The organism is Paenibacillus sp. MB22_1, from assembly GCF_047200555.1.
GTDB lineage: Bacteria > Bacillota > Bacilli > Paenibacillales > Paenibacillaceae > Fontibacillus > Fontibacillus phoenicis.
The window spans coordinates 1,306,695-1,327,422 of record NZ_JBLADV010000001.1 but is presented as its reverse complement, the minus strand read 5'-3'; the positions used below and the strand labels follow the sequence as shown (position 1 = coordinate 1,327,422).

The following is a 20,728-nucleotide window of genomic DNA, read 5'->3' as shown; positions in this document are numbered from 1 at the left end:
CAATCATGGCCTATGACGTGAAAGTGGACCATTCTTTGGTCTACGAACTGATCAGCAGCTTTATGATATATACGACACAAAAATGGGTGAATAATCTCGATGTCGGCCTGGAATGGATTGCCGAGGTTGACGCCCGCCTCGCGCCGGAGGAGCGGCAACAATTTGCCGAAGCGGCCAAGTACCCGTTCACAGACTATGACGTCTTGTACGTTTGGGCCTTGGAGCGAAACGGTGCGGTGGATATCCCGCAATTTCTGAACGACATCGCGGAAAGCTCTGTCGTGTCCCTTTACGACCGTACTAAATCCTACATTCCCACTGTGAGTAGTGAGACAATCGAACGGATTCAAAGCAGCTATATCCCGTTGCTGAAATGCTGGCACCGGCTTTATATGGTTTCCATCAAGAATCAATTCCTCCCGTTGCTGGAGGAAGATGCAGCCGAGAAGCATACGCTGCTGCAAAAGATGGACACCGACGCGCTGATCGAATACGCCTCCGGCGGGTTGGTGTTGGAGCCTTTGAAGCCAATCTCCTTGGTCGTGTTAACCCCATCGATCCATTTTCGGCCGATTAATACATACGTCTTCTACGAAAACGTGCTGTTCATCCAATACCCGCTCGATATTCCAGAGCTCGATGAGGATGAGCCGCCGATGGTATTAAAACGTCTGACCCGGGCCCTGGCCGAACCGCAGCGGTTGCGCCTCCTCCGCTACGTTGCCGATGAGCCTAAATCGATGCAAGATATGCTGAAGGATCTAGGGGAACCTAAAGATCAGTTGATGCACGACTTGATGCGTCTGCGGGTCGCTGGCTTGTTGCGCATCCATCTGCTCGCCCAGGATACGGAGAAGTTCAGTATCCGTCCGGACGGGGCGGCGGAGCTCCAAATGTTCCTGGAATCCTATATTCGGCTGTAGTTTGATTTTATCGTAGGGCAGTCTGCTTTGGCGGGACGCTTCCGCTTGTGTTAGGATAGAGCTATACGTAGAGACAAGCGTGTCTTGGAGAAGGAGTGACCCGTGAGAAATGAAAACACCCTTGACTCAACAAGTTATTTTTGATTTAGATGATACCTTGATCCATTGCAATAAATATTTTGATCTGATCTTGGATCAATTCGCTGACCTGATGACCGATTGGTTTAAGACGTATGGCATCTCGACGAAAGAGATCCGGGAGAAACAAACGGAAATCGATGTTGCCGGGGTTCATCAAATCGGGTTTGCCAGCTCGCATTTTCCCGAATCGTTGGTGGACACCTACCGATATTACGCTAGAGTTACGGGACGGAAGGATCTTCCAGAAGAAGAGGAGCGTCTGATGAAGCTGGGGCTCAGCGTCTATGAGCAGCCCATCGAACCGTATCCCGGTATGGTCGAAACCTTAAATCTGCTTCGCAGTCAAGGCCATGAGCTGCACTTGTACACCGGCGGCGACACTGTGATCCAACAACGTAAAATCGAGCAGATGCGGCTCGCCGAGTATTTTCAGGATCGGATCTACATTCGTCAGCACAAAAATGCGAAAGCTTTAGAGGAGATTCTCAAGTCGCGGCGGTTTGATCGTTCCCGAACCTGGATGATCGGCAACAGCCTGCGGACGGATGTCATGCCGGCCCTTTCCGCCGGGATTAAGGCGATTTACATCAAAATCCCTAATGAGTGGCTGTACAATATCGTGGAGCTCCAGCATGACGGGGATTCGGAAATGCACACCGTCACTTCGTTGGTAGAAGTTCCCCGTGTAATCTTTAACCATATTCATCAAACCCAACGGCAAAAACGGACCCTATAGAGGTCCGTTTTGTTCGTTTCACTTAAGTTCGGGAAGGCTCCGCCTCCATCAGCTCCAGCTTGCCGGTCGTGCGATCGACCAAGGAGATGCGGGCTTTTACCTCGCCCCCCTCGCGTTTGAAGGATAACAGCTGGGTTTGGCCTTTCGTCAAGAGCGCGTTTAACATGGCCGGCGAGATTTTCTTGCCGCCGAACTCCTTCCAGATGACGAAGCCGCAGCCCTGCTTGTAATGCGTGCAGCCATAGCCCTTGCGGCCTTCGATGATTTGACCGCCGCAGCCTTCGCGCGGGCAGGGCGCCAGCGGTTGCAGGCTGCCTGCCGGCAACTGCTTCGCGGCGGCTTGGACTGTGCGGCGCTCACTCGCCCCCGAAGCGGCGGCGGATCGTCCCGTTTTACCGCCGCTGCTGCTTCGGCTTCCCCGCCGGTTGCCCTTCTCCGTCTCGGCCGTCGCGAACATGGAGGCGTCCGCTTTTTGCTGCGTTCGCACCTTCTCGATTATCGATATGGTGAATCGGCGCACGTTCTCCATAAACTGCTCCCGCGCCGCTTCCCCCTTGGAAATCTGATATAATCGGCGCTCCCATTGCCCCGTCATCTCCGGCGAGGTCAGCAGCTCGACGCCGGCGCGGCGGATCAGCTCTACGGCGGTCCGGCCTTTTTGCGTCACCGTAATCTTTTTCCCTTGCATCGTAATGTATCCGACGTTCTTTAACCGCTCAATTGTCGCCGCCCGGGTGGCTGGAGTGCCGAGTCCGGCATCCTTCATCGCTTCGCGCAGCTCCTCGTTCTCCAGGTTCTTCCCGGCGCTTTCCATCGCTTTAAGCAGCGTACCTTCGGTATAATGCTTTGGCGGCTGGGTTGCCTTCTCCTTCGCTTCAGCGCCTGTGCATTGCACCGGACGGTTACGGTCGATCTCGAACGGCTCGCTGATCAGCTCTTCGGTTTCGTCCTCCTCGTCCTTCTTCTTGCCGCGTCCTTTTCCGGCTTTGGCTCCGTCATCGCCAGGAAGACATACCTTCCACCCCAGCGACAGCAGCTCCTTCACGTTGGTTTTAAACGTTTCGCCTTCCACTTCAGTCAACACGGTATGTTGCTTATACTCCGCCGCCGGATAGAAATGGGACAGGAAGCGACGGATCACGAGATCGTAGATGTTCTGCTCCTCTTTGCTTAACGTGCCTGGACGCCGAAGCGTCGGCAGGATTGCATGGTGGTCCTCCACCCGAGACGGATTGCACACGGCCTTGTTGCCGACATGCACCAGATTCGGACGACCGCCTTCCGCCAGTTCCTTGTAGCTCGACGATTTCAGCATGTGCAGCACCTTATGCATCCCGTCGATATTTTGCTCGGTCACATAGTTGGAGCTTGTCCGCGGATAGGAGATCACCTTATGGCGTTCATAAAGCGCCTGGGCGATATCCAGCGTCTTCTTGGCGGAATAGCCGAACTTGGCATTCGCTTCCCGCTGCAGCAACGTCAAATCGTACAGCTTATACGGATACTCCTTCGTTTCTTTCACTTCGTATTCGGTGATCCGCCCTTCCTTCCCGCGAACCTTCGTGGCAATGGCCTCAGCCTTCTCCTTATCCGTCAACCGGTCCCCCTGCCAGCTGCCGGTATACTTCCGGGTATCCTGCTCAAATTCCGCTTTGATTTCATAGTAGGTCAGGGAATCAAAGTTCTCGATTTCCTTCTGCCGGTCGTAAATCAGCGCCAGCACCGGAGTTTGTACCCGTCCAACGGACAGCAGCTCCCGATGTTTGGTCGTAAACGCACGCGTCGCGTTCATCCCGATCAGCCAATCTGCTTCGCTGCGCGCCCGCGCGGCCTGCGTTAGGTTCTCGAACTCGGACGCATCATGCAGCTCGGCAAACCCTTTGGCGATACTCTCATTGGTCAAGTCAGAAATCCATAACCGCTTGACGGGCTGGGTTAACTTTAACTGCTGCTGGATCAACGCAAATATGTACTGTCCTTCGCGGGCGGCATCGCACGCATTAACGATCATATTGCAGCGTTTCGCGAGCTCGCCGATGGTTTTCAACTGATCCTTCGTGCGCGGATTCGGCACAATCTTGAACCGATCCGGCAGAATCGGCAGGTCGTTGAAATTCCAGCGTTTGTATTTTTCATCATAGGCATCCGGTTCGGCCAATCCTAACAAATGGCCTATCGCCCAAGTAATGATGTATCGCTCTCCCTCCAGGTAGGATCGGTTGTTTTTCGCCTTCGGCTCAATCACGGCGGCGATCGTCCGTCCCATATCCGGTTTTTCGGCTATTACGAGCGTTTTCATGCTTAAGGGCCCCTCTTCCTCTGTCTCTTAAATCTAAAAAAGAGCCGCGCTACGCGCAGCTCTAGTAAGCTAGTACCTATTATAGCATATTGACCCAGGATCGTCCTGTCAAAATGTTGTGGTTCGTAAGCGGAATTATACCAGCACCGTCGAACCCATCAGATATTTATCCACTTCACGTGCCGCCGCTCTGCCTTCGTTGATCGCCCAAACGACCAAGCTTTGGCCTCGGCGCATATCGCCAGCCGCAAACACTTTCTCGACATTGGTTTTGAATTGACCGTATTTCGCCTTCACGTTCGTACGGCGATCTCTCTCGAGTCCCAGCTCATCCGCGATCGTCGATTCCGGACCGTCGAACCCGATCGCAATCAGCGCCAGTTGCGCTGGGAAGACGCGCTCGGTTCCCGGAATCGGCTTGTAGATTTTGCGTCCGGTCTCGTCGACAATCCGCTGAATTTGCACGGTGTGCAGTTCCTTCAGGTTGCCGTTTTCGTCGCCGACAAATTTTGTCGTCATGATCGAGAATTCCCGAGGATCTTTACCAAACAATGCTTTCGCTTCTTCTTGGGCATAATCGAGCGTGTACACGTTCGGGAATTGCGGCCAAGGGTTGTTGATCGGATCCCGTTCCAGCGGAGCTTTCGCGTGGGTACCGAATTGTGTGACACTGCGGCAACCGTGGCGCAGCGCCGTCGCTACGCAGTCAGAGCCGGTGTCCCCGCCTCCGATGACGATAACATCCTTCCCTTCCGCGGACAAATAGTTCCCGTCGGTTAATCCGGAATCCAGGTAGCTCTTAATCGTGCCGTTCAAGAAGGGCATCGCATACTGTACCCCGTTCAAATCGCTGCCTTCGATATTAAATTCACGTGGTTTGGTTGCCCCTCCGCAGAGCACCACCGCGTCGTATTCATCGACAAGCTGCTTAGCTTTGATATCTTTGCCGATTTCCGTGTTCGTAACGAATTTCACGCCCTCGGCAGCCAGCAAATCGACGCGGCGCTGGACAATCGCTTTATCCAGCTTCATCGTCGGAATCCCGTACACCAGGAGACCGCCGATTCGGTCTGCGCGCTCATAGACCGTCACTTCATGGCCCGCTTTGTTTAATTGGGCGGCACAAGCAAGACCGGCTGGTCCGGAGCCGACAATGGCTACTCTACGGCCTGTCCGCTTCTCCGGAGGTTCAGGAACAACCCAGCCTTCTTCGAACCCTTTATCAATAATCGCCTGTTCAATCGTCTTGATCGTGACTGGCTCACCGATCAGACCTACGGTACAGGAGCCTTCACAAGGCGCAGGGCAAACCCGTCCCGTAAATTCCGGGAAGTTGTTGGTTTTGTGCAAACGGTCCAGCGCTTCTTTCCAGAGATTACGGTAAACCAGGTTATTCCACTCCGGAATCAAGTTGTGTACTGGGCATCCCGCTGTCCCGCCGGCCATATCAATGCCCGTGTGGCAATAAGGCGTGCCGCAGTCCATGCAGCGTGCGCCTTGGATGCGCAGATCCTCCTCAGACATATGTTTATGAAATTCTTCCCAATCCTTCACCCGTTCGGACGGGCTCCGGTCCCCGGGAAGTTCGCGCTTGAACTCCATAAATCCTGTTGGTGTAGACATCACAAGTTCCCCCATCCGTTATCATGTCACATGATATAAAAAGTCGGCGAGTCACCCCATACGGGCGATCGAAAACTTTTCATACGCCGTCATCAATGTATCTTGATGTTAGCATTCGGGGGAAATGTTATTAATGGATTAATGATATGATAATTTGTACTTATTATCACATCATTTGCGGCGTTCATAAGTGAGAAAGCGGTAATCATAGGGATTCTTCTCGTCCTGTACTCCCTGCTCCTCATGGACTAATTCAAAATCTTCCCATGAGAAGTCAGGGAAAAATACGTCCCCTTCGATATCCTCTTCGATTCGGGTCACGATCAGCCGATCCGCGAGCGGCAGGAAATGCTTGAACACGCCCGCACCGCCGATAATCATCAGTTCTCCCCGCTCCGCGTAGGTTAACGCTTCCTCCACGGAATGGACGACATCCGCGCCTTCCGCCTTGTAGGACGGATCCGCGGTCATCACGACACTGTGCCGGTTCGGAAGCGGCTTGCTGCCCATGGATTCCCAAGTCTTGCGGCCCATCACGATCGTTTTTCCTGTCGTATTCGCTTTAAAAAACTTTAGATCCGCCGGCAGTCTCCAGGGCAGCTGATTGTTCCGGCCAATGACCCCATTTCTGGACATCGCCCAAATTAGCGTGATCATCCCGATCGATCCCTCCATCCTCCGTAAATTTTATACAGCAACCGTTGCTTTGATCGTCGGGTGATACTGGTAATCGATAAATTCGAAATCCTCGTATTTATAGTCGAAGATCGAGTCAGGTTTCCGTTTAATCACCAGCTTTGGCAATGGATAAGGCTCGCGTTCCAATTGGGTTTTTACCTGCTCGATATGGTTGTTGTAAATATGCACGTCTCCGCCGGACCAGATGAACTCGCCAACCTCAAGGTCGCATTGCTGGGCGATCATGTGGGTGAGCAGCGCGTAACTAGCGATATTAAACGGCAGGCCAAGGAAAGTGTCCACCGAACGCATCGTCAGCATACAAGACAGCTTGCCGTTTGCAACATAAAATTGAAAAACGAAATGGCATGGCGGCAGCTTCATTTGATCTACCTCAGCTACGTTCCAGGCGCTTACCAGGTGGCGGCGAGAATCCGGATTTTTCTTGATCGCTTCCACCACGTTCGCGATTTGATCGATTTTCCGGCCGTCCGGGGCTTCCCAAGAGCGCCATTGCGACCCATACACCGGGCCGAGGTCGCCGTTCTCATCCGCCCACTCGTCCCAAATCCGAACGCCATGTTCCTTCAGATAAGCGATATTCGTATCGCCGCGCAAAAACCACAGCAGCTCGTGGATCACCGATTTCAAATGAATCCGTTTGGTCGTTACCAGCGGGAAGCCTTCGCTTAAGTCAAACCGCAGCTGCCGGCCGAAGACCGAGCGTGTCCCGACACCCGTTCGATCCTCCTTGGGCGTTCCGTTCTTCAGAACATCCTCCAGCAAATCTAAATATTTTCTCATGAGTTAAACACCCCGTCACATTGGTCTACTAATCCATCCTATTATAGCAGACTTCCTCGGCTTTTGAATGAGTTGATGCCCAATTTGTGTCACCCTCTCCGATTTATTTACGGCTTTCCGTCTGCAGCAAATCTAGCAAGTAAGCCTTTAAATCGACGATACGCAAAAAATCCGGCCTCTTCTCCGTTCCGTAGATGATCAGAGGCACCAGCGAAGCTGACGCATCCAGGCCCCCATGAGCCCCGCCTCCAGCATGCGTGGGCGCTCCGGCTTCCGCGAGCTCATAACCCGGTTTGGCGGTGACGATGAGAAATCTCCCTTCATGGGATTGCAGGGCGCCTTGTAAGCGACGCAGTGGATCTGGATATTTTCCATACGTAATCCGGAGTGGCCCGGCATGCCCGGTGCCGTTCTCCCGCTTCAAATCGAGAATCCGTTCCACCCCTTGCACGGTCCAGGATTGATTGTAGGGATCCTGCAAATCCCCGCCTGCTTTGAATCTCATCGATGCCGGATCCCCTGCTTTCACACAGTGAATCCAGCCATCTTCCTGCCAGGTAATGATGTCGATTCGCGGGTCGCTCCTCAGCACATCGGCGATTTCCTTCAGCGGCATCTCAGGTTTCAAAATGTAGACATAGGCCATCGTATCGTTTACAGCAAGGGTAATTTCCGTAGACTGGTCGATGGCTTCGCCAGTCGGCAGCACGTGATACCGCTGTAACAGCTTGGGCAAATAAATCACCGGCTGTTGGTCTTTGGGCAACACTTGGCTCATTCCACTATCTCCCGCAACGATCAGAATCGTATCGTTGGGCGCTTGCGCTTGAGATTCGTAAGCCTCCAGCAACTCGCTTAGGCGCTGGTCCGTCTCCTTGATTCCTTCACGATCTGTAAGGCCGTGTTTGTGCAACTTTCCATCCAGGTCAGGCAAATAAATCAGCAAAAAATCCGGCAGTTGACCGGTTTGGATCAAGTATTTTGCAACTCCAATTGCATATCGATCATTAAAGCCCATCCGGTCCGCAGGCCCGTCAGGCAAATCCGTCACCCCGTCAAGAGGGTTCGACAATGCCCCGAAAGCCAGAAAATCCGGCCCTTTCACTTGAAAAGGCAATGCCAGCGGAACAAGCCCGCGTAACGGTTGCGGCAAGTCGATTTGGTGTTCCGTCATCCCTCGGTAAACCAATCCGTTAACCGACCCGGAGGTGAAGCCCCTCCGCTTCAAATCCTCATATAGGGTCGGCAGATCGGGATTCAAGTGCTTTCCATTCAAATCCTTTAACGCATGAGTCAAAACCGATTTCGTTCCGCGGCGCAAAACTTCAAAGGGACCAGAGCCATAACCGATAACTCTCTTGCCATGATGCGGATACCAGGTTAAGCCCGGCACATGATGAGCATCCGGATAGCGTCCGGTAAGCAGCGTACTGTCGATCGATATCGACATAGTCGGAAAGGAGCTAATCATATCGGGATAATATTTTCCATGCTGCATGAGATATTGAAAGGTGGGAAGCTCATTGTGCTCAATTCCGCGTTGAATCGATTGGTCCATGAGGGAGTCGACCAGAACAAAAATGACCTTTTTCTTGCCAGTGGAGGGTTCGTTTATCGATTGGATATGTAGTAGATCCGGTTCTTTAGGAATGGGGGTTGGACGGCATCCGCCCAACAGCAGACCTAAAACAACGAACGGAAGCCAGAAATAGCATCGCCCGCACCGCGAGAAATTGCATAGCATGTTGCTCACCAGCCTTAAAGTTTAAACATAGTATGTCATTTCTTCCTATGTAAATACCTCGAACCCGTTCATCTAGAACGTGAGTTCGTATAGAGGATTGACTTTTGGTGCCTGGTAGTTTATAGTTAAATATGCCAAAATCATATAGATTCAAGCGAGTGAAGCACCTCGTAAGTCAGGCGAAATCGCCTTTCTTGCCAGGTGCTTTTTTGCGTTCCTATGAGGATGGCAAATTCGTATAGGTGGGAGTTGACGGTTTATGAAGTGGAGAAATTCGATCAGACTGCTGTTGCTGGCGGTAATTACGATTTCGCTGATGATGAGCGGAACCCGACCAATGTATGCCGCAAGCTCTTGGGAAGCGGCCTTGAGCGGGATTGATGCGATGTATGATGGGTTAACCGCTGTACAAACGCTGGTCAAACAGGAAAGCCTTGAAATTTCAGCACTGCGCAAGAAGAATAATGACGCTTTGGCAGCAATCAATGCGAAGCTCAAAGCCATCGATCAAGCCACAATCACTCGCCTGACTCAGGAATCCGAATCATTGCAGCGGAAGCATGCCTCACTGTTGGAAGAGTACAAATCTTTGGGCAAGCAGGTTTCGGCAGCCAAGATACGCAAAGATAAGAAATCGGCGGATCTGCTGGAATTGAAGCGCAATCAGCTGAAGCCCGCAGCAACGGCTGCTTCAGCGGAAATCAAAGCGAAGAAGGATGCGCTGGCCGCTGCGAAGAAAGCGAAAGCCGCCAAAGTCAAAGTCGTTAAAGACGCGCTCGCCCCCGTACAAACGTTAAAAAAGCAGATCACCGCCGAAAACAAATCCGTCGCCGCCGCGCGAAAACACCTTTCGGCGGCTGATAAACGATATAAGGCCAGCGTCAAGCGAGGCGACGCCATTGTTGCAGCATTGGAGCTCAAGATTGTGTATGATCAAACGAAAACCATTCACACCTCTTTAACGAAAGTGTACGATTGGGAAAAACAAATCTCCCGGACCATCACCAACGCTTCTGCGAAGCTGCCTAAATAGAGGCGGGTCACGATTCAGCAGTTAAGCTAAGCTCCAAAGTTCCGCGGACTCCTTCGTCTTCGTATCGGATTTTGATCATTAAGGTTTCATTGATTATATCGGTAACCGGAACGTCATATTGCTCCGTCGTAGATGAATGTTTGTAAATTCCCATGGAATATACGGCGGCACATATGCGGTCCTCGGGAGGCGGCTCCTTACGAACAATGGTGATGGAGCTTCCACAGTCGGCAATAATATTTACCATCGTTCCCGTTTTGTTCGTTAAGGTGACTTCCAAACGATATTCCGACCCGTCCTCCGATCGGGTTGCGTTGGCCGTGACTTTCAGGATCTCGTCCTCGATTTGTCCGGCCAACCGTTCGGGATACACTGGGGCTGTTTCCTCGTGTGGGGCTAGCGTCCGGTTCCCCATCAACAGGCTGAACAGCAGGTAGATCAGATAAAAGATAGACGAGCTTCGAGCGAGCATGGGCAATCCTCCAAACTTTTCCTTCATTTCTCCTGTCGGTTCTATTGACGATTAACAAAGCCAATAGCTTGCCGACAGGAGAAGACGGAGGAACTTTGTTTGGAATTATCTCATAGATGCTTACAAAGGAGCCGTATATCTACCGTATCGGGTTTCAAGTTCGATTAACCGATCTTTCTCTCCATGCAGGAATAACACATTGATCCCTTCAGCCCCATACCATTCCAACCCTATTAATATCCCTTTACCGGTAGTTTGGGCCGCAAACAGAAAGGAAAACATCTCCGGGGTCACTTCCCCCTGGTCATCTACCCGCCAGACGCTATTCGTATCCTCGGCAACAGCGGGATAGTCTAGGACGACAACTCCATGGTCCCGCACGAGGACGAAACTAAACAACTGGTTCTTCCCGTCCGGCTGAAATAACGCCAAATACAGTTTCGCATCCGAACCAACCTCCACTAGACTCCAGAGTTGCCGAATTGTTCTGTCCTTCTCGGATTCAAGCTTCTCGCGTAGAGGTTCATCCATTACCGAGCGTCCATCGGTAACGACGTTCAATAAGGAATCCAGCGGGATGTCCTGCGGTTGGAAGAGATAATACGTCGCATTCGGTTGTGCCGTACCTTCGGTCACAGTGAAGATATCCCCGGACAAATGCGCGAAATTGTAGGAAGTGTCTCTTCCTGAACCTGCGCCGTCTCCTCTTTGCCATGTATCGTAGGTGACGGGTAGCACAACTCCGTTCTCGCCAATTGCATGGGTGATTTGAGCCAGCTGCTCCTGCTGCCCCTCTTCCTCCCCGGCCACGATGATCCGGCTTCCAGTTTCGTCAGCAAATCCGAAGATCCCCTTCAATTGATCCGGATCTACTTCAGCAGGAAGCACCGGAGTAGACGATAATTGACCTTCCCCATTGTGATCTTGTTTGGTCATGGACGGTTTCTTCATCTCTGTGCCTGTATAACCCCCATTGTCCTGTGCTTCTGGATCACAACCAGCCACAATCAAAGTCAATAGCATGAATAAGAACCTACCAGCTTTCTGCATGCAAAAGGCACCTCCGGGTTTGACGTACTCTCTAACTACTGTATCTAACGCATGTTGTACTTATAAGTTGCAAAATGCATTGTTATATTGTAATATTACGATATAGTGATTGATAGGATATTAATGAGGTGAACCTACATGGATTACAATTTCAAAGCCTATCAGGAAACAGCAGAAATGCTGAAGGCCTTGGCGCATCCGGTTCGGTTATGTATCGTCCGCGGTTTGTTGGATAAGAAGCAATGCAATGTGACGTACATGCAGGAGTGCTTGGATCTGCCGCAATCGACCGTATCCCAGCACCTGCAGAAGCTGCGCAGCTTAGGTATCGTTGAAGCTGAACGCAACGGATTGGAAGTCAATTATCATTTGGCGAATGAGCGAGTCATTAAACTGGTTCGCCATCTGTTCGAGGAGGAACAATAATCCGATGAGTAAAAAGGTAATTATTGTCGGAGGCGTTGCCGGCGGAGCCTCTGCGGCCGCAAGACTTCGCCGTCTGGATGAAGAAGCGCATATCATCATGTTTGAACGGGACCCCTATATTTCGTTCGCGAACTGCGGGCTCCCCTACTACATCGGCGATTCGATCAAGGAACGCTCGAAGCTGTTGGTGCAAACACCGGAAGCGATGCAGCGCCGTTTTAACATCGATGTCCGCACGGAAAGCGAAGTGATCGGGATCGATCCGGCGACCAAAACCGTGCTGGTCCGCAGCAAAGAACGCGGCGAATACCGCGAAAGCTACGATGCCTTGATTTTGTCGCCCGGCGCGAAACCCATCCGTCCGAATCTTCCCGGCATCAATAGCAGCCGTATTCATACACTGCGGAATATACCGGACACCGACCGCCTGAAACAAAGGGTTGTGGATGAGCACGCAGGTTCGGCCATTGTGATCGGCGGCGGTTTTATCGGCGTCGAAATGGCCGAGAATTTAAGAGAAATCGGGCTTGAAGTGACGTTAATTGAAGGCGGTCCGCAAATTCTGGCACCGTTTGATCCCGAAATGGCGGGAGTCCTAGCCAAAGAGCTGGAGAATCACGGCGTGAAGCTGCGATTGTCGCAGACCGTCACCTCGTTTACGGAGCAAGGCAACCGGATTACGGTGCACACTTCGGACGGGCGCGAAAGTACTGCTGATTTCGTTGTATTGGCGATTGGCGTAAAGCCGGATACCGCTTTTCTGAAGGATACCGGCATCGAACTTGGACCAAGAGGACATATTCTCGTAAACGATAAGCTGGAAACGAGCATTCCTGACATTTATGCCGTGGGGGACGCTGTTGAAGTCGTTGATTTCGTCAATGGCTCGAAAACAGCGATCCCGCTCGCCGGACCTGCCAACAAGCAAGGACGGATCGCTGCGGACAACGTCTGCGGTCTAGGAACCACCTATAAAGGCTCGCAAGGAACGTCCATTATCAAAGTATTTGGACTTACCGGAGCGGCTACCGGGAACAATGAGAAAACACTCCAACGGATGGGCATCCCATACCATGTCACCGTGGTTCATCCTAACTCCCATGCCTCCTATTATCCCGGCGCTACCCCGCTCTCGATCAAGCTGTTGTTTCAGCCTGACGGAACGGTACTGGGCGCGCAAGCCGTTGGGTATGACGGAGTAGATAAACGGATTGACGACATCGCCACGGTGATACGATTCCGCGGAACGGTAGCGGATTTGGCCGAGCTGGAGCTGGCTTATGCCCCTCCCTACTCCTCGGCAAAGGATCCGGTCAACATGGCGGCGTATACCGCCGAGAACATCTTGAACGAAAGAGTTCGCGTGTTTGTGCCTCAGGATTTGGCGACCCGGGATGAACAAACCACTATGTTGGTTGATGTTCGTTCAGAGCTGGAGCATGCCAACGGACATATTCCCGGCTCCCTGCTGATCCCGGTCGATGAGTTACGTGATCGCTTGAATGAGCTGGACCCGAACAAGGAAATTTGGGTCTACTGCCAAGTAGGGCTGCGCGGATATACCGCTTCTCGGATTCTGCAGCAAAAAGGTTATAAAGTACGCAACCTAACCGGCGGTTACAAGCTGTATCAAATGGCCAATTACCAGCCTGGTCAGGCAATTTCACAGGAGCTTCCCGCAGATCATACGGCAAAAATGGAGGTCGCCGCTGCGGAGACAGTCCCGGCCGAACCACAGACTGAGCGGCATTCGGCCGCGCCAAGCGAAGCCCAAGCCAAGCAGCATGCCGATGCGGAGCTCGACGCCTGCGGGTTGTGCTGTCCGGGTCCGTTGATTCAGGTCAAACAAGCGATGGACCGTTTGGAAGCCGGACAAATTCTGCACGTAACCGCATCGGATCCGGGTTTCTATGAGGATGTGCAGGCATGGGCCGCCATGTCCAAACATCAGATGCTCCAGGTCACCAAGCGTGCGGATGGGATCATCGAAGCCTACTTGCGGAAGGATAGCCCAGCTCAGTCTGACACTACGGTAACCACGCAGTTGGCGTCCTCTCCGGAAGGCACGACGATGATTGTGTTCAGCGGCGATTTAGATAAGGCGATTGCTTCGTTTATTATCGCCAATGGTGCAGCGGCCAGCGGCAAGAAGGTTACGTTGTTCTTTACCTTCTGGGGCCTGAACATTCTGCGCAAATCGGAAAAGGTTCCCGTCGCCAAAACCTTCATTGGCCGCATGTTTGGCTTGATGATGCCGCGCGGCAGCCGCAAATTGTCCCTGTCCCGAATGAATATGCTTGGACTCGGGGCGAAGATGATTCGCGGCGTGATGAAACAGAATAACGTCTCGTCCTTGGAGGAATTGATGACTACCGCCATGGAGCAAGGGGTTGAAATCGTAGCCTGTCAGATGTCCATGGATTTGATGGGCATCCGCCAAGAAGAGTTGATCGACGGGGTCAAAATCGGCGGCGTTGGCTATTATTTAGGTAAGGCTGATCAATCGGGCATTAATTTATTTGTTTAAACGTAAAGGGTTCTTGGTCTACGCGACCAAGAACCTTTTTTGCGGTATAATTTGGGAATAACTTTCGTCTTGCGAATAAAAGGAGAGTTGCCCAATGAGCGAACAAATCCGCCAAAACAATATTGAACGTTTCACCGGGTTCAGTGATCTGTATGACCAAAACCGTCCCAAAGCTCCAGTTGATTTGATTGACATCCTCACGATGTATTTAGAACGCCGCCCCGAGGTCGTTGCAGATGTTGGCTGCGGTACCGGTCTCTCCTCTTTTATTTGGTTGGAGCGTGCGAATCAAATCGTAGGGATTGAACCCAACGATGATATGCGTGCCGTAGCGATCAACCGTTGGAAGGAAGTCGGCAAGCCACAGCAGCTTGAATTTGTGAAAGGCTTGTCGTATGAACTGCCTTTGGAAGCCTCCTCCGTTGATCTGGTTACGTGCTCACAATCCTTTCACTGGATGGACCCGCAACCAACACTGCAGGAATTCGCCCGGGTATTGCGTCCTGGAGGCATTTTTGCCGCATACGATTGCGATTGGCCGCCGGTCGCCTCGCCCCAGCTTGAGCAAGCCTATGAAGAGCTCATTCAACTGGGTGACAAACGAGCCAGCGAACTAAGTGAAACCGGGAAGGAAGCCTATAAATGGCCCAAAGATCAGCATTTACAGCAAATCCGCAAGAGCGGCCTGTTCCGATATTCCCGTGAGATCGTCTTTCACCATTGGGAGGACTGTGATGCCGATCGGTATGCGAACTTGGCCCTCAGTCAAGGCGGATTGCAAACCGCCTTGAAATTAGGCGCGGACGAAATTGCTGCCGCTGCCGAGCAATTTCGCGCACGAGTGAAACAGGGATTTGGCGGAGAAAGTCGACGTATCCTGTTTGGCTATCGGATGCGGCTTGGAGTGAAATGAAGTCAAAACCAGCAAAAAAAAGGGGCAAGACCGTAACATCGGTCTTGCCCAACATATTTAGGAGATGAACCACTTTTAGAAGAAGTGGGATAAACGTTCGCTAATTTTAGCGTGAAATGACGTGGATCGGATGACCTTCAACCAGTTCTGCAGTTTCCATCACGATTTCGCCCAAAGTTGGGTGAGCGTGAATGGTCAGCGAGACATCTTCGAGCGTTGCGCCCATCTCAACCGCCAAGCCCAGCTCAGCAATCAGGTTGGATGCTTCGATCCCGACGATTTGCGCGCCGAGAACGACATGGTTATCAGCGTTAGCAACGATCTTGATGAAGCCGTCAGGCTGGTTCAGAGAAGTCGCGCGACCATTGCCCGCAAACGGGAACTTGCCGGCTTTGACTTTGTAGCCCTTCTCTTTCGCTTCCGACTCCGTCAGACCTACGCTGGCGCATTCCGGATCGGTAAATACGACCGCTGGGATCGCTTTGTAATCCACCACGGAAGGAAGTCCCGCGATGGCTTCTGCCGCAACTTTCCCTTCATAGGAAGCTTTATGCGCAAGCGCAGGGCCAGCTACGATATCGCCGATCGCAAAGATTTTCGGGTTGCTGGTGCGGCCTTGATGGTCAACTTTAACCAAACCGCGGTCAGTCAACTCAACGCCGGCCAGATCCAGACCCAAATCGCCGTCGGTGTTCGGACGACGTCCAACCGTTACCAGCAAGTAATCGGCGGTAACTTCTTTGCTTTCGCCGTTTACGGAATATTTCACCGTAACGTTCTTATCGGTTTGTTCTGCACTTTCGGCTTTAGCATTCGTCACGATTTCAATGCCGGTTTTCGCCATGTTCTTGGCAACCAGACGAGTCATGTCTTTATCAAAGCCAGGCAGTACCGTATCCATACCTTCAATGATCGTCACTTTCGTGCCGAATTTGGAGTACATTTGGCCGAGTTCGGCACCGATATATCCACCGCCGATAACGATGAGGCTGCTTGGAACTTCTTGCAGCTCCAGCGCTTCCGTCGAGGACAGGATGCGTCCGCCAAACGGGAAGGCTTTCAGCTCGATTGGACGGGAGCCGGTTGCCAAAATGCAATGCTTGAAGCGATAACGCGGCGATTCATGATCGTTGAAGCAGCGAGCTTCGTTTTCATTGATAAACATCACTTCACCGTTGAAAACTTCGATCTTGTTGCCTTTCAGCAGGCCGGTAACGCCTTGGGTCATCTTCTTAACGACACTGCTTTTGAATTCCTGGGTTTTCTTGAAGTCTACGGTCACCTTCTCCGCTTTTACCCCAAACACCTCTGCATGTTGAGCAGATTCGTATTGGTGAGCTGCCGCGATCAGCGCTTTGGACGGGATACAACCACGGTTCAAGCAAACACCGCCAAGCTCGGCTTTGTCGACGATGAGCACTTTTTGCCCGAGTTGGGCGGCACGAATGGCCGCCACATATCCGCCGGGACCTGCCCCAACAACTAATGTATCAATATCAATAGAAGCATCTCCTACTACCATTGACGATTACACCTCCATAACGAGCAGCTCTGGGTTAGCGAGCAGCTGTTTGATATAGTTCATAAAGTTCTGTGCTGTTGCACCATCGATCAGACGGTGGTCGAAGCTAAGCGACAAGGCCATAACCGGTGCAGCAACGATTTCGCCGTTCTTAACCACCGGTTTTTCGGTGATGCGGCCGGTACCAAGGATCGCTACTTCAGGGTAGTTGATAATCGGCGTAAAGAACATACCGCCAGCAGAACCGATGTTCGTGATCGAAATCGTGCTGCCCTTCATTTCGTGAGGTGCCAGTTTGCCTTCGCGGCCGCGGGATGCCAGGTCTTTGATCGCTTCGGCGATCATCCATATGCTCTTCCGATCCGCATCTTTAATGACCGGAACGATCAAGCCGTTATCGGTGTCGGTTGCGATCCCGATGTTGTAGTATTTCTTATAAACGATCTCATTGTTCGCTTCATCGATCGAAGCGTTCAGAGCCGGGAATTGACGGGAAGCGGCCACCAGCGCTTTAACGATGAATGGAAGATAAGTGACTTTAATGCCTTTCTTCTCGGCGATTGGTTTCATGCGAGTACGGAAAGCAACCAGTTCCGTAACATCCACTTCATCCATAATGGTAACATGCGGAGCCGTGTAAGCCGATTTCACCATCGCGTTGGAAATCGCTTTGCGGATACCCTTGAACGGAACGCGTTCTTCTTCGCCCTCTGTTGCGATCGCTGTTGGTGCAGCGGCAGCAGGCGCTTTTGCAGTTTGGGCTGGAGCAGCGGCTTGTGCAGGTGCAGCAGCTTGAGCTGGAGCAGCGGCGGCAGCTCCGCCTTTCTTGAAGTTGTCAACGTCTTCCTTCGTGATTTTACCGGCTTTCCCTGTCCCTGGTACCAGCGACAAGTCAACGCCTTGCTCGCGAGCATATTTGCGTACGCCAGGCGTAGCGAGGATCTCACGGTTTGGAGCTGCAGGAGCTGCGGCTGCGGCCGGTGCGCTTGCTGCAGCAGCAGGAGCGTCATGACCTTGTGCAGGTGCTGCGGCTTGTTCAGGCAGATCGCCTTCGGCATCGATGATGGCGACGACTTCGCCTACGCGGAAGATCGCACCGTCTTTGCCGAACACTTCAAGAACCGTACCGTTAACTGGACATGGTACTTCAACGACCGCTTTGTCGTTTTGGACTTCCATAATGATGTCTTCGTCCGTTACCTTGTCGCCCGGTTTAATATGCATTTTGATAATTTCGCCTTCATGCAAACCTTCGCCAAGCTCAGGGAAGCGGTACTCGAATTTAGACGAAGAAGCTGCTTGCGGAGCCGGAGCTGCTGCTGGAGCAGCTGAAGCGCTTGCTTCAGCCGCTGGAGCTGGAGCACCTTCTTGTTCAGGAATATCGCCTTCAGCTTCGATGACGGCAACAACTTCGCCTACACGGAACACAGCACCGTCTTTACCAAACACTTCTTGTACAACACCGTTCACAGGACATGGTACTTCAACAATCGCTTTGTCGTTTTGTACCTCCATGATGATATCTTCATCCGTTACTTTGTCCCCTGGCTTGATATGCATTTTGATGATTTCACCTTCATGCAAGCCTTCGCCTAGTTCAGGGAACCGATATTCAAACTTCGCCACAGGAAAGACCTCCTATTTGTTCTTCGATTTAGAATTCCAGCACTTTGTTAACACCATCGATCACGCGAGCCGGAGACGGCAGCCATTGATCTTCGATTTGCGCGAACGGATAAACGGTATCCGGTGGAGCGATACGCAGTACAGGAGCTTCCAGGTGCAGAATCGCTTTCTCGTTAATTTGCGCGATGACTTCCGCAGCGATACCGGCCGATTTTTGCGCTTCTTGAACGATGATAGCGCGATTCGTTTTCTTCACAGAGGCAATAATCGTTTCGATGTCGAGCGGCACGAGGGTGCGCAGGTCGATCACTTCAGCTTTAATGCCTTTGGTTTTTTCCAATTCTTCAGCAGCTTTAACTGCGGTATGAACCATAAGACCGTATGCAAGAATCGTTACATCGGAACCTTCGCGAACGACTTTGGCTTTGCCCAGTTCAACGGTATATTCACCTTCCGGCACTTCTTCGCGGAACGCATGGTACAGGTTCAAGTGTTCCATGAAGAATACAGGATCGTTATCGCGGATCGCAGAGATCAACAGACCTTTCGCGTCATAAGGGTTCGAAGGAACGACCAGCTTGATCCCCGGAGTTTGGGCGATCAGGCCTTCCAAAGCGTCGGTATGCAACTCAGCCGCTTTAACGCCGCCGCCAAACGGAGTACGGAACACGATCGGGGAATGATAACGTCCGCCGGAACGGTAACGCATCCGGGCCGCTTGTACAAGAATTTGGTCCAATGCTTCAAAAATAAAGCCAACAAACTGAATTTCCGCAATTGGACGGAAGCCTTGAATCCCCAAGCCTACCGCCAAACCGCCAATAGCGGATTCTGCGAGCGGCGTATCCATTACGCGCTCTTCCCCGAATTCTTTTTGCAGACCTTCTGTTACACGGAACACCCCGCCGACATTACCTACGTCTTCGCCGAAAATCAGAACATTTGGATCGCGTTGCAGTTCGACGCGCAAGGCGTCGCGAATCGCTTCTTTCATATTCATTTGTGCCATTGCTTGTATCCTCCTCTATAGAACGATCAGACTAATTTACACGTACGTTTATTGAAAATCGGCCTTTTGCTCTTCCAGGTGTTTAGGCGTTACTTCAAACATGCTGTCGATCAGGCCAGGAATTGTCATTTTTTCCGTTTGTTCTGCTTTCTTAATATGCTCGTTTACTTTCGCTTTCGCTTCTTCTTTCACACGAGCGGTATCTTCTTCGGTCCAAAGACCCTTCTTCTCCAAATATTTAGCCAGACGAGCGATCGGGTCTTTCTCGCTCCATTGACCTTCTTCTTCCTTCGTCCGGTATTTCGAAGTGTCGTCAGACAGGGAGTGTGGACGGAAACGATAAGTTACGGCTTCAATCAAAGTAGCGCCTTCCCCGTTGCGGGCACGTTCAGCAGCTTCACGCACGGCGCTGATAACTGCAAATACGTCCATCCCGTCGATTTTCACGCCGCGGATCCCAGCAGCAACTGCTTTGTGCGCGATCGACAAAGCTGCAGTTTGTTTGGAGAACGGTGTCGTGATGGCATAACCGTTGTTTTGCACGAAGAAAATAACCGGCAGTTTAAATACGCCAGCGTAGTTCAATGCTTCGTAGAAATCGCCTTCGGAAGAACCGCCGTCACCGGTGTAAGTGATAACGACTTGTTTTTGTTTTTTGAGCTTGTAGCCCATGGCGATCCCCATTGCATGCAATACTTGTGCGCCGATGATGATTTGCGGCATAAGTACGTTAACGCCTTCTGGAATTTGTCCGCCATGTTGATGGCCGCGGGAATACAAGAAAGCTTGATAAAGCGGAAGTCCATGCCATACGAGCTGCGGCATATCGCGGTAACCCGGGCAAATGAAGTCCTGTTTATCCAGCGCAAATTCACTACCTACCATTGTCGCTTCTTGCCCGGAAACTGGAGCATAAAATCCGAGGCGGCCTTGGCGGCCCAAGTTGATCGCACGTTCGTCCCAAGTACGGGTAAATACCATTCGATACATCAATTCTTTTAATTCATCGTCGGACAGAGCCGGTACTTTATCTTTGTTAACGATTTCACCGTCTGGCGAGAGCACGGACAAAGCTTCTACTTCTTCCGTGTATACTTCATAAGGAATCTTGCTCATTTTTTTCACCTCGACTGAAAATTTGATTAACTTGTTCCTCTGTTATAGAATTATTATACTCCTGTTTCATTCTAGAAGTCAAAGGA

The 20,728-nt window shown here is 51.7% G+C and carries 17 protein-coding genes; 6 read left to right on the top strand and 11 right to left on the bottom strand.

Annotation, left to right across the window (positions count from 1 at the left end):
- Positions 1 to 5 precede the first annotated feature (5 nt).
- Together ACL02P_RS06140 and ACL02P_RS06135 are read left to right on the top strand one after the other, a co-directional pair.
- A complete protein-coding gene (locus ACL02P_RS06140) occupies positions 6 to 923 on the top strand; it encodes an ArsR family transcriptional regulator (protein WP_412836958.1) in 918 nt (305 codons plus the stop codon).
- A gap of 109 nt (positions 924 to 1,032) precedes the next feature.
- Positions 1,033 to 1,800 carry an HAD family hydrolase gene (locus ACL02P_RS06135; protein WP_412836957.1) on the top strand — a complete coding sequence of 256 codons (768 nt, stop codon included), beginning with the start codon at positions 1,033 to 1,035 and terminating at the stop codon, positions 1,798 to 1,800.
- 22 nt (positions 1,801 to 1,822) lie between these two features.
- Here ACL02P_RS06135 and ACL02P_RS06130 read toward each other — a convergent pair whose 3' ends face one another.
- The 5 genes from ACL02P_RS06130 to ACL02P_RS06110 form a co-directional block, all read right to left on the bottom strand.
- Positions 1,823 to 4,099: a DNA topoisomerase 3 gene (locus tag ACL02P_RS06130; RefSeq protein ID WP_412836956.1), complete on the bottom strand. Its 2,277-nt coding sequence runs from the start codon at positions 4,097 to 4,099 to the stop codon at positions 1,823 to 1,825.
- Between the two features lie 135 nt (positions 4,100 to 4,234).
- Positions 4,235 to 5,722, bottom strand: coding sequence for a glutamate synthase subunit beta (locus ACL02P_RS06125; protein ID WP_412836955.1), 1,488 nt, complete (start codon positions 5,720 to 5,722; stop codon positions 4,235 to 4,237).
- Between the two features lie 171 nt (positions 5,723 to 5,893).
- Positions 5,894 to 6,379, bottom strand: coding sequence for a dihydrofolate reductase (locus ACL02P_RS06120; RefSeq protein ID WP_009226174.1), 486 nt, complete (start codon positions 6,377 to 6,379; stop codon positions 5,894 to 5,896).
- A gap of 30 nt (positions 6,380 to 6,409) precedes the next feature.
- Complete coding sequence (gene thyA, locus ACL02P_RS06115; RefSeq protein ID WP_009226175.1) at positions 6,410 to 7,204, bottom strand: thymidylate synthase; 795 nt, start codon at positions 7,202 to 7,204, stop codon at positions 6,410 to 6,412.
- A gap of 103 nt (positions 7,205 to 7,307) precedes the next feature.
- A complete protein-coding gene (locus ACL02P_RS06110; RefSeq protein ID WP_412836954.1) occupies positions 7,308 to 8,762 on the bottom strand; it encodes an alkaline phosphatase family protein in 1,455 nt (484 codons plus the stop codon).
- A gap of 445 nt (positions 8,763 to 9,207) precedes the next feature.
- Here ACL02P_RS06110 and ACL02P_RS06105 point away from each other — a divergent pair, with 445 nt between their 5' ends.
- Complete coding sequence (locus tag ACL02P_RS06105; RefSeq protein ID WP_260070304.1) at positions 9,208 to 9,981, top strand: hypothetical protein; 774 nt, start codon at positions 9,208 to 9,210, stop codon at positions 9,979 to 9,981.
- A 7-nt stretch (positions 9,982 to 9,988) separates the two neighbouring features.
- Here ACL02P_RS06105 and ACL02P_RS06100 read toward each other — a convergent pair whose 3' ends face one another.
- Positions 9,989 to 10,453, bottom strand: coding sequence for a hypothetical protein (locus ACL02P_RS06100; protein ID WP_036646035.1), 465 nt, complete (start codon positions 10,451 to 10,453; stop codon positions 9,989 to 9,991).
- 120 nt (positions 10,454 to 10,573) lie between these two features.
- Positions 10,574 to 11,389, bottom strand: coding sequence for a hypothetical protein (locus ACL02P_RS06095; protein ID WP_232282342.1), 816 nt, complete (start codon positions 11,387 to 11,389; stop codon positions 10,574 to 10,576).
- Between the two features lie 252 nt (positions 11,390 to 11,641).
- Between ACL02P_RS06095 and ACL02P_RS06090 the strand changes: the two genes are divergently transcribed.
- The 3 genes from ACL02P_RS06090 (at position 11,642) to ACL02P_RS06080 (ending at position 15,369) form a co-directional block, all read left to right on the top strand.
- Positions 11,642 to 11,929 (top strand): ArsR/SmtB family transcription factor, encoded by a 288-nt coding sequence (locus tag ACL02P_RS06090; protein WP_009226180.1) that lies wholly within the window; start codon positions 11,642 to 11,644, stop codon positions 11,927 to 11,929.
- A gap of 4 nt (positions 11,930 to 11,933) precedes the next feature.
- Positions 11,934 to 14,456 (top strand): FAD-dependent oxidoreductase, encoded by a 2,523-nt coding sequence (locus ACL02P_RS06085; protein WP_009226181.1) that lies wholly within the window; start codon positions 11,934 to 11,936, stop codon positions 14,454 to 14,456.
- 94 nt (positions 14,457 to 14,550) lie between these two features.
- Positions 14,551 to 15,369 carry a class I SAM-dependent methyltransferase gene (locus tag ACL02P_RS06080; protein WP_412836953.1) on the top strand — a complete coding sequence of 273 codons (819 nt, stop codon included), beginning with the start codon at positions 14,551 to 14,553 and terminating at the stop codon, positions 15,367 to 15,369.
- Positions 15,370 to 15,475: 106 nt separating this feature from the next.
- Here the strand turns inward: ACL02P_RS06080 and lpdA are convergent, their stop codons facing one another.
- From lpdA to pdhA, 4 genes are read right to left on the bottom strand one after another with little or no spacing between them, the layout of a single operon-like run.
- Positions 15,476 to 16,891, bottom strand: coding sequence for a dihydrolipoyl dehydrogenase (gene lpdA, locus ACL02P_RS06075; protein WP_260070308.1), 1,416 nt, complete (start codon positions 16,889 to 16,891; stop codon positions 15,476 to 15,478).
- Between the two features lie 6 nt (positions 16,892 to 16,897).
- Positions 16,898 to 18,517, bottom strand: a complete 1,620-nt coding sequence (locus tag ACL02P_RS06070; protein WP_009226184.1) for a 2-oxo acid dehydrogenase subunit E2 — start codon at positions 18,515 to 18,517, stop codon at positions 16,898 to 16,900.
- 28 nt (positions 18,518 to 18,545) lie between these two features.
- The gene (locus tag ACL02P_RS06065) at positions 18,546 to 19,526 is read right to left on the bottom strand and encodes an alpha-ketoacid dehydrogenase subunit beta (protein WP_009226185.1); all 981 of its coding nucleotides are present in this window, start codon (positions 19,524 to 19,526) and stop codon (positions 18,546 to 18,548) included.
- A gap of 48 nt (positions 19,527 to 19,574) precedes the next feature.
- Entirely contained in the window at positions 19,575 to 20,642 is a 1,068-nt protein-coding gene (gene pdhA, locus ACL02P_RS06060) for a pyruvate dehydrogenase (acetyl-transferring) E1 component subunit alpha (RefSeq protein ID WP_016312064.1), read from the bottom strand.
- Positions 20,643 to 20,728: the final 86 nt, after the last annotated feature.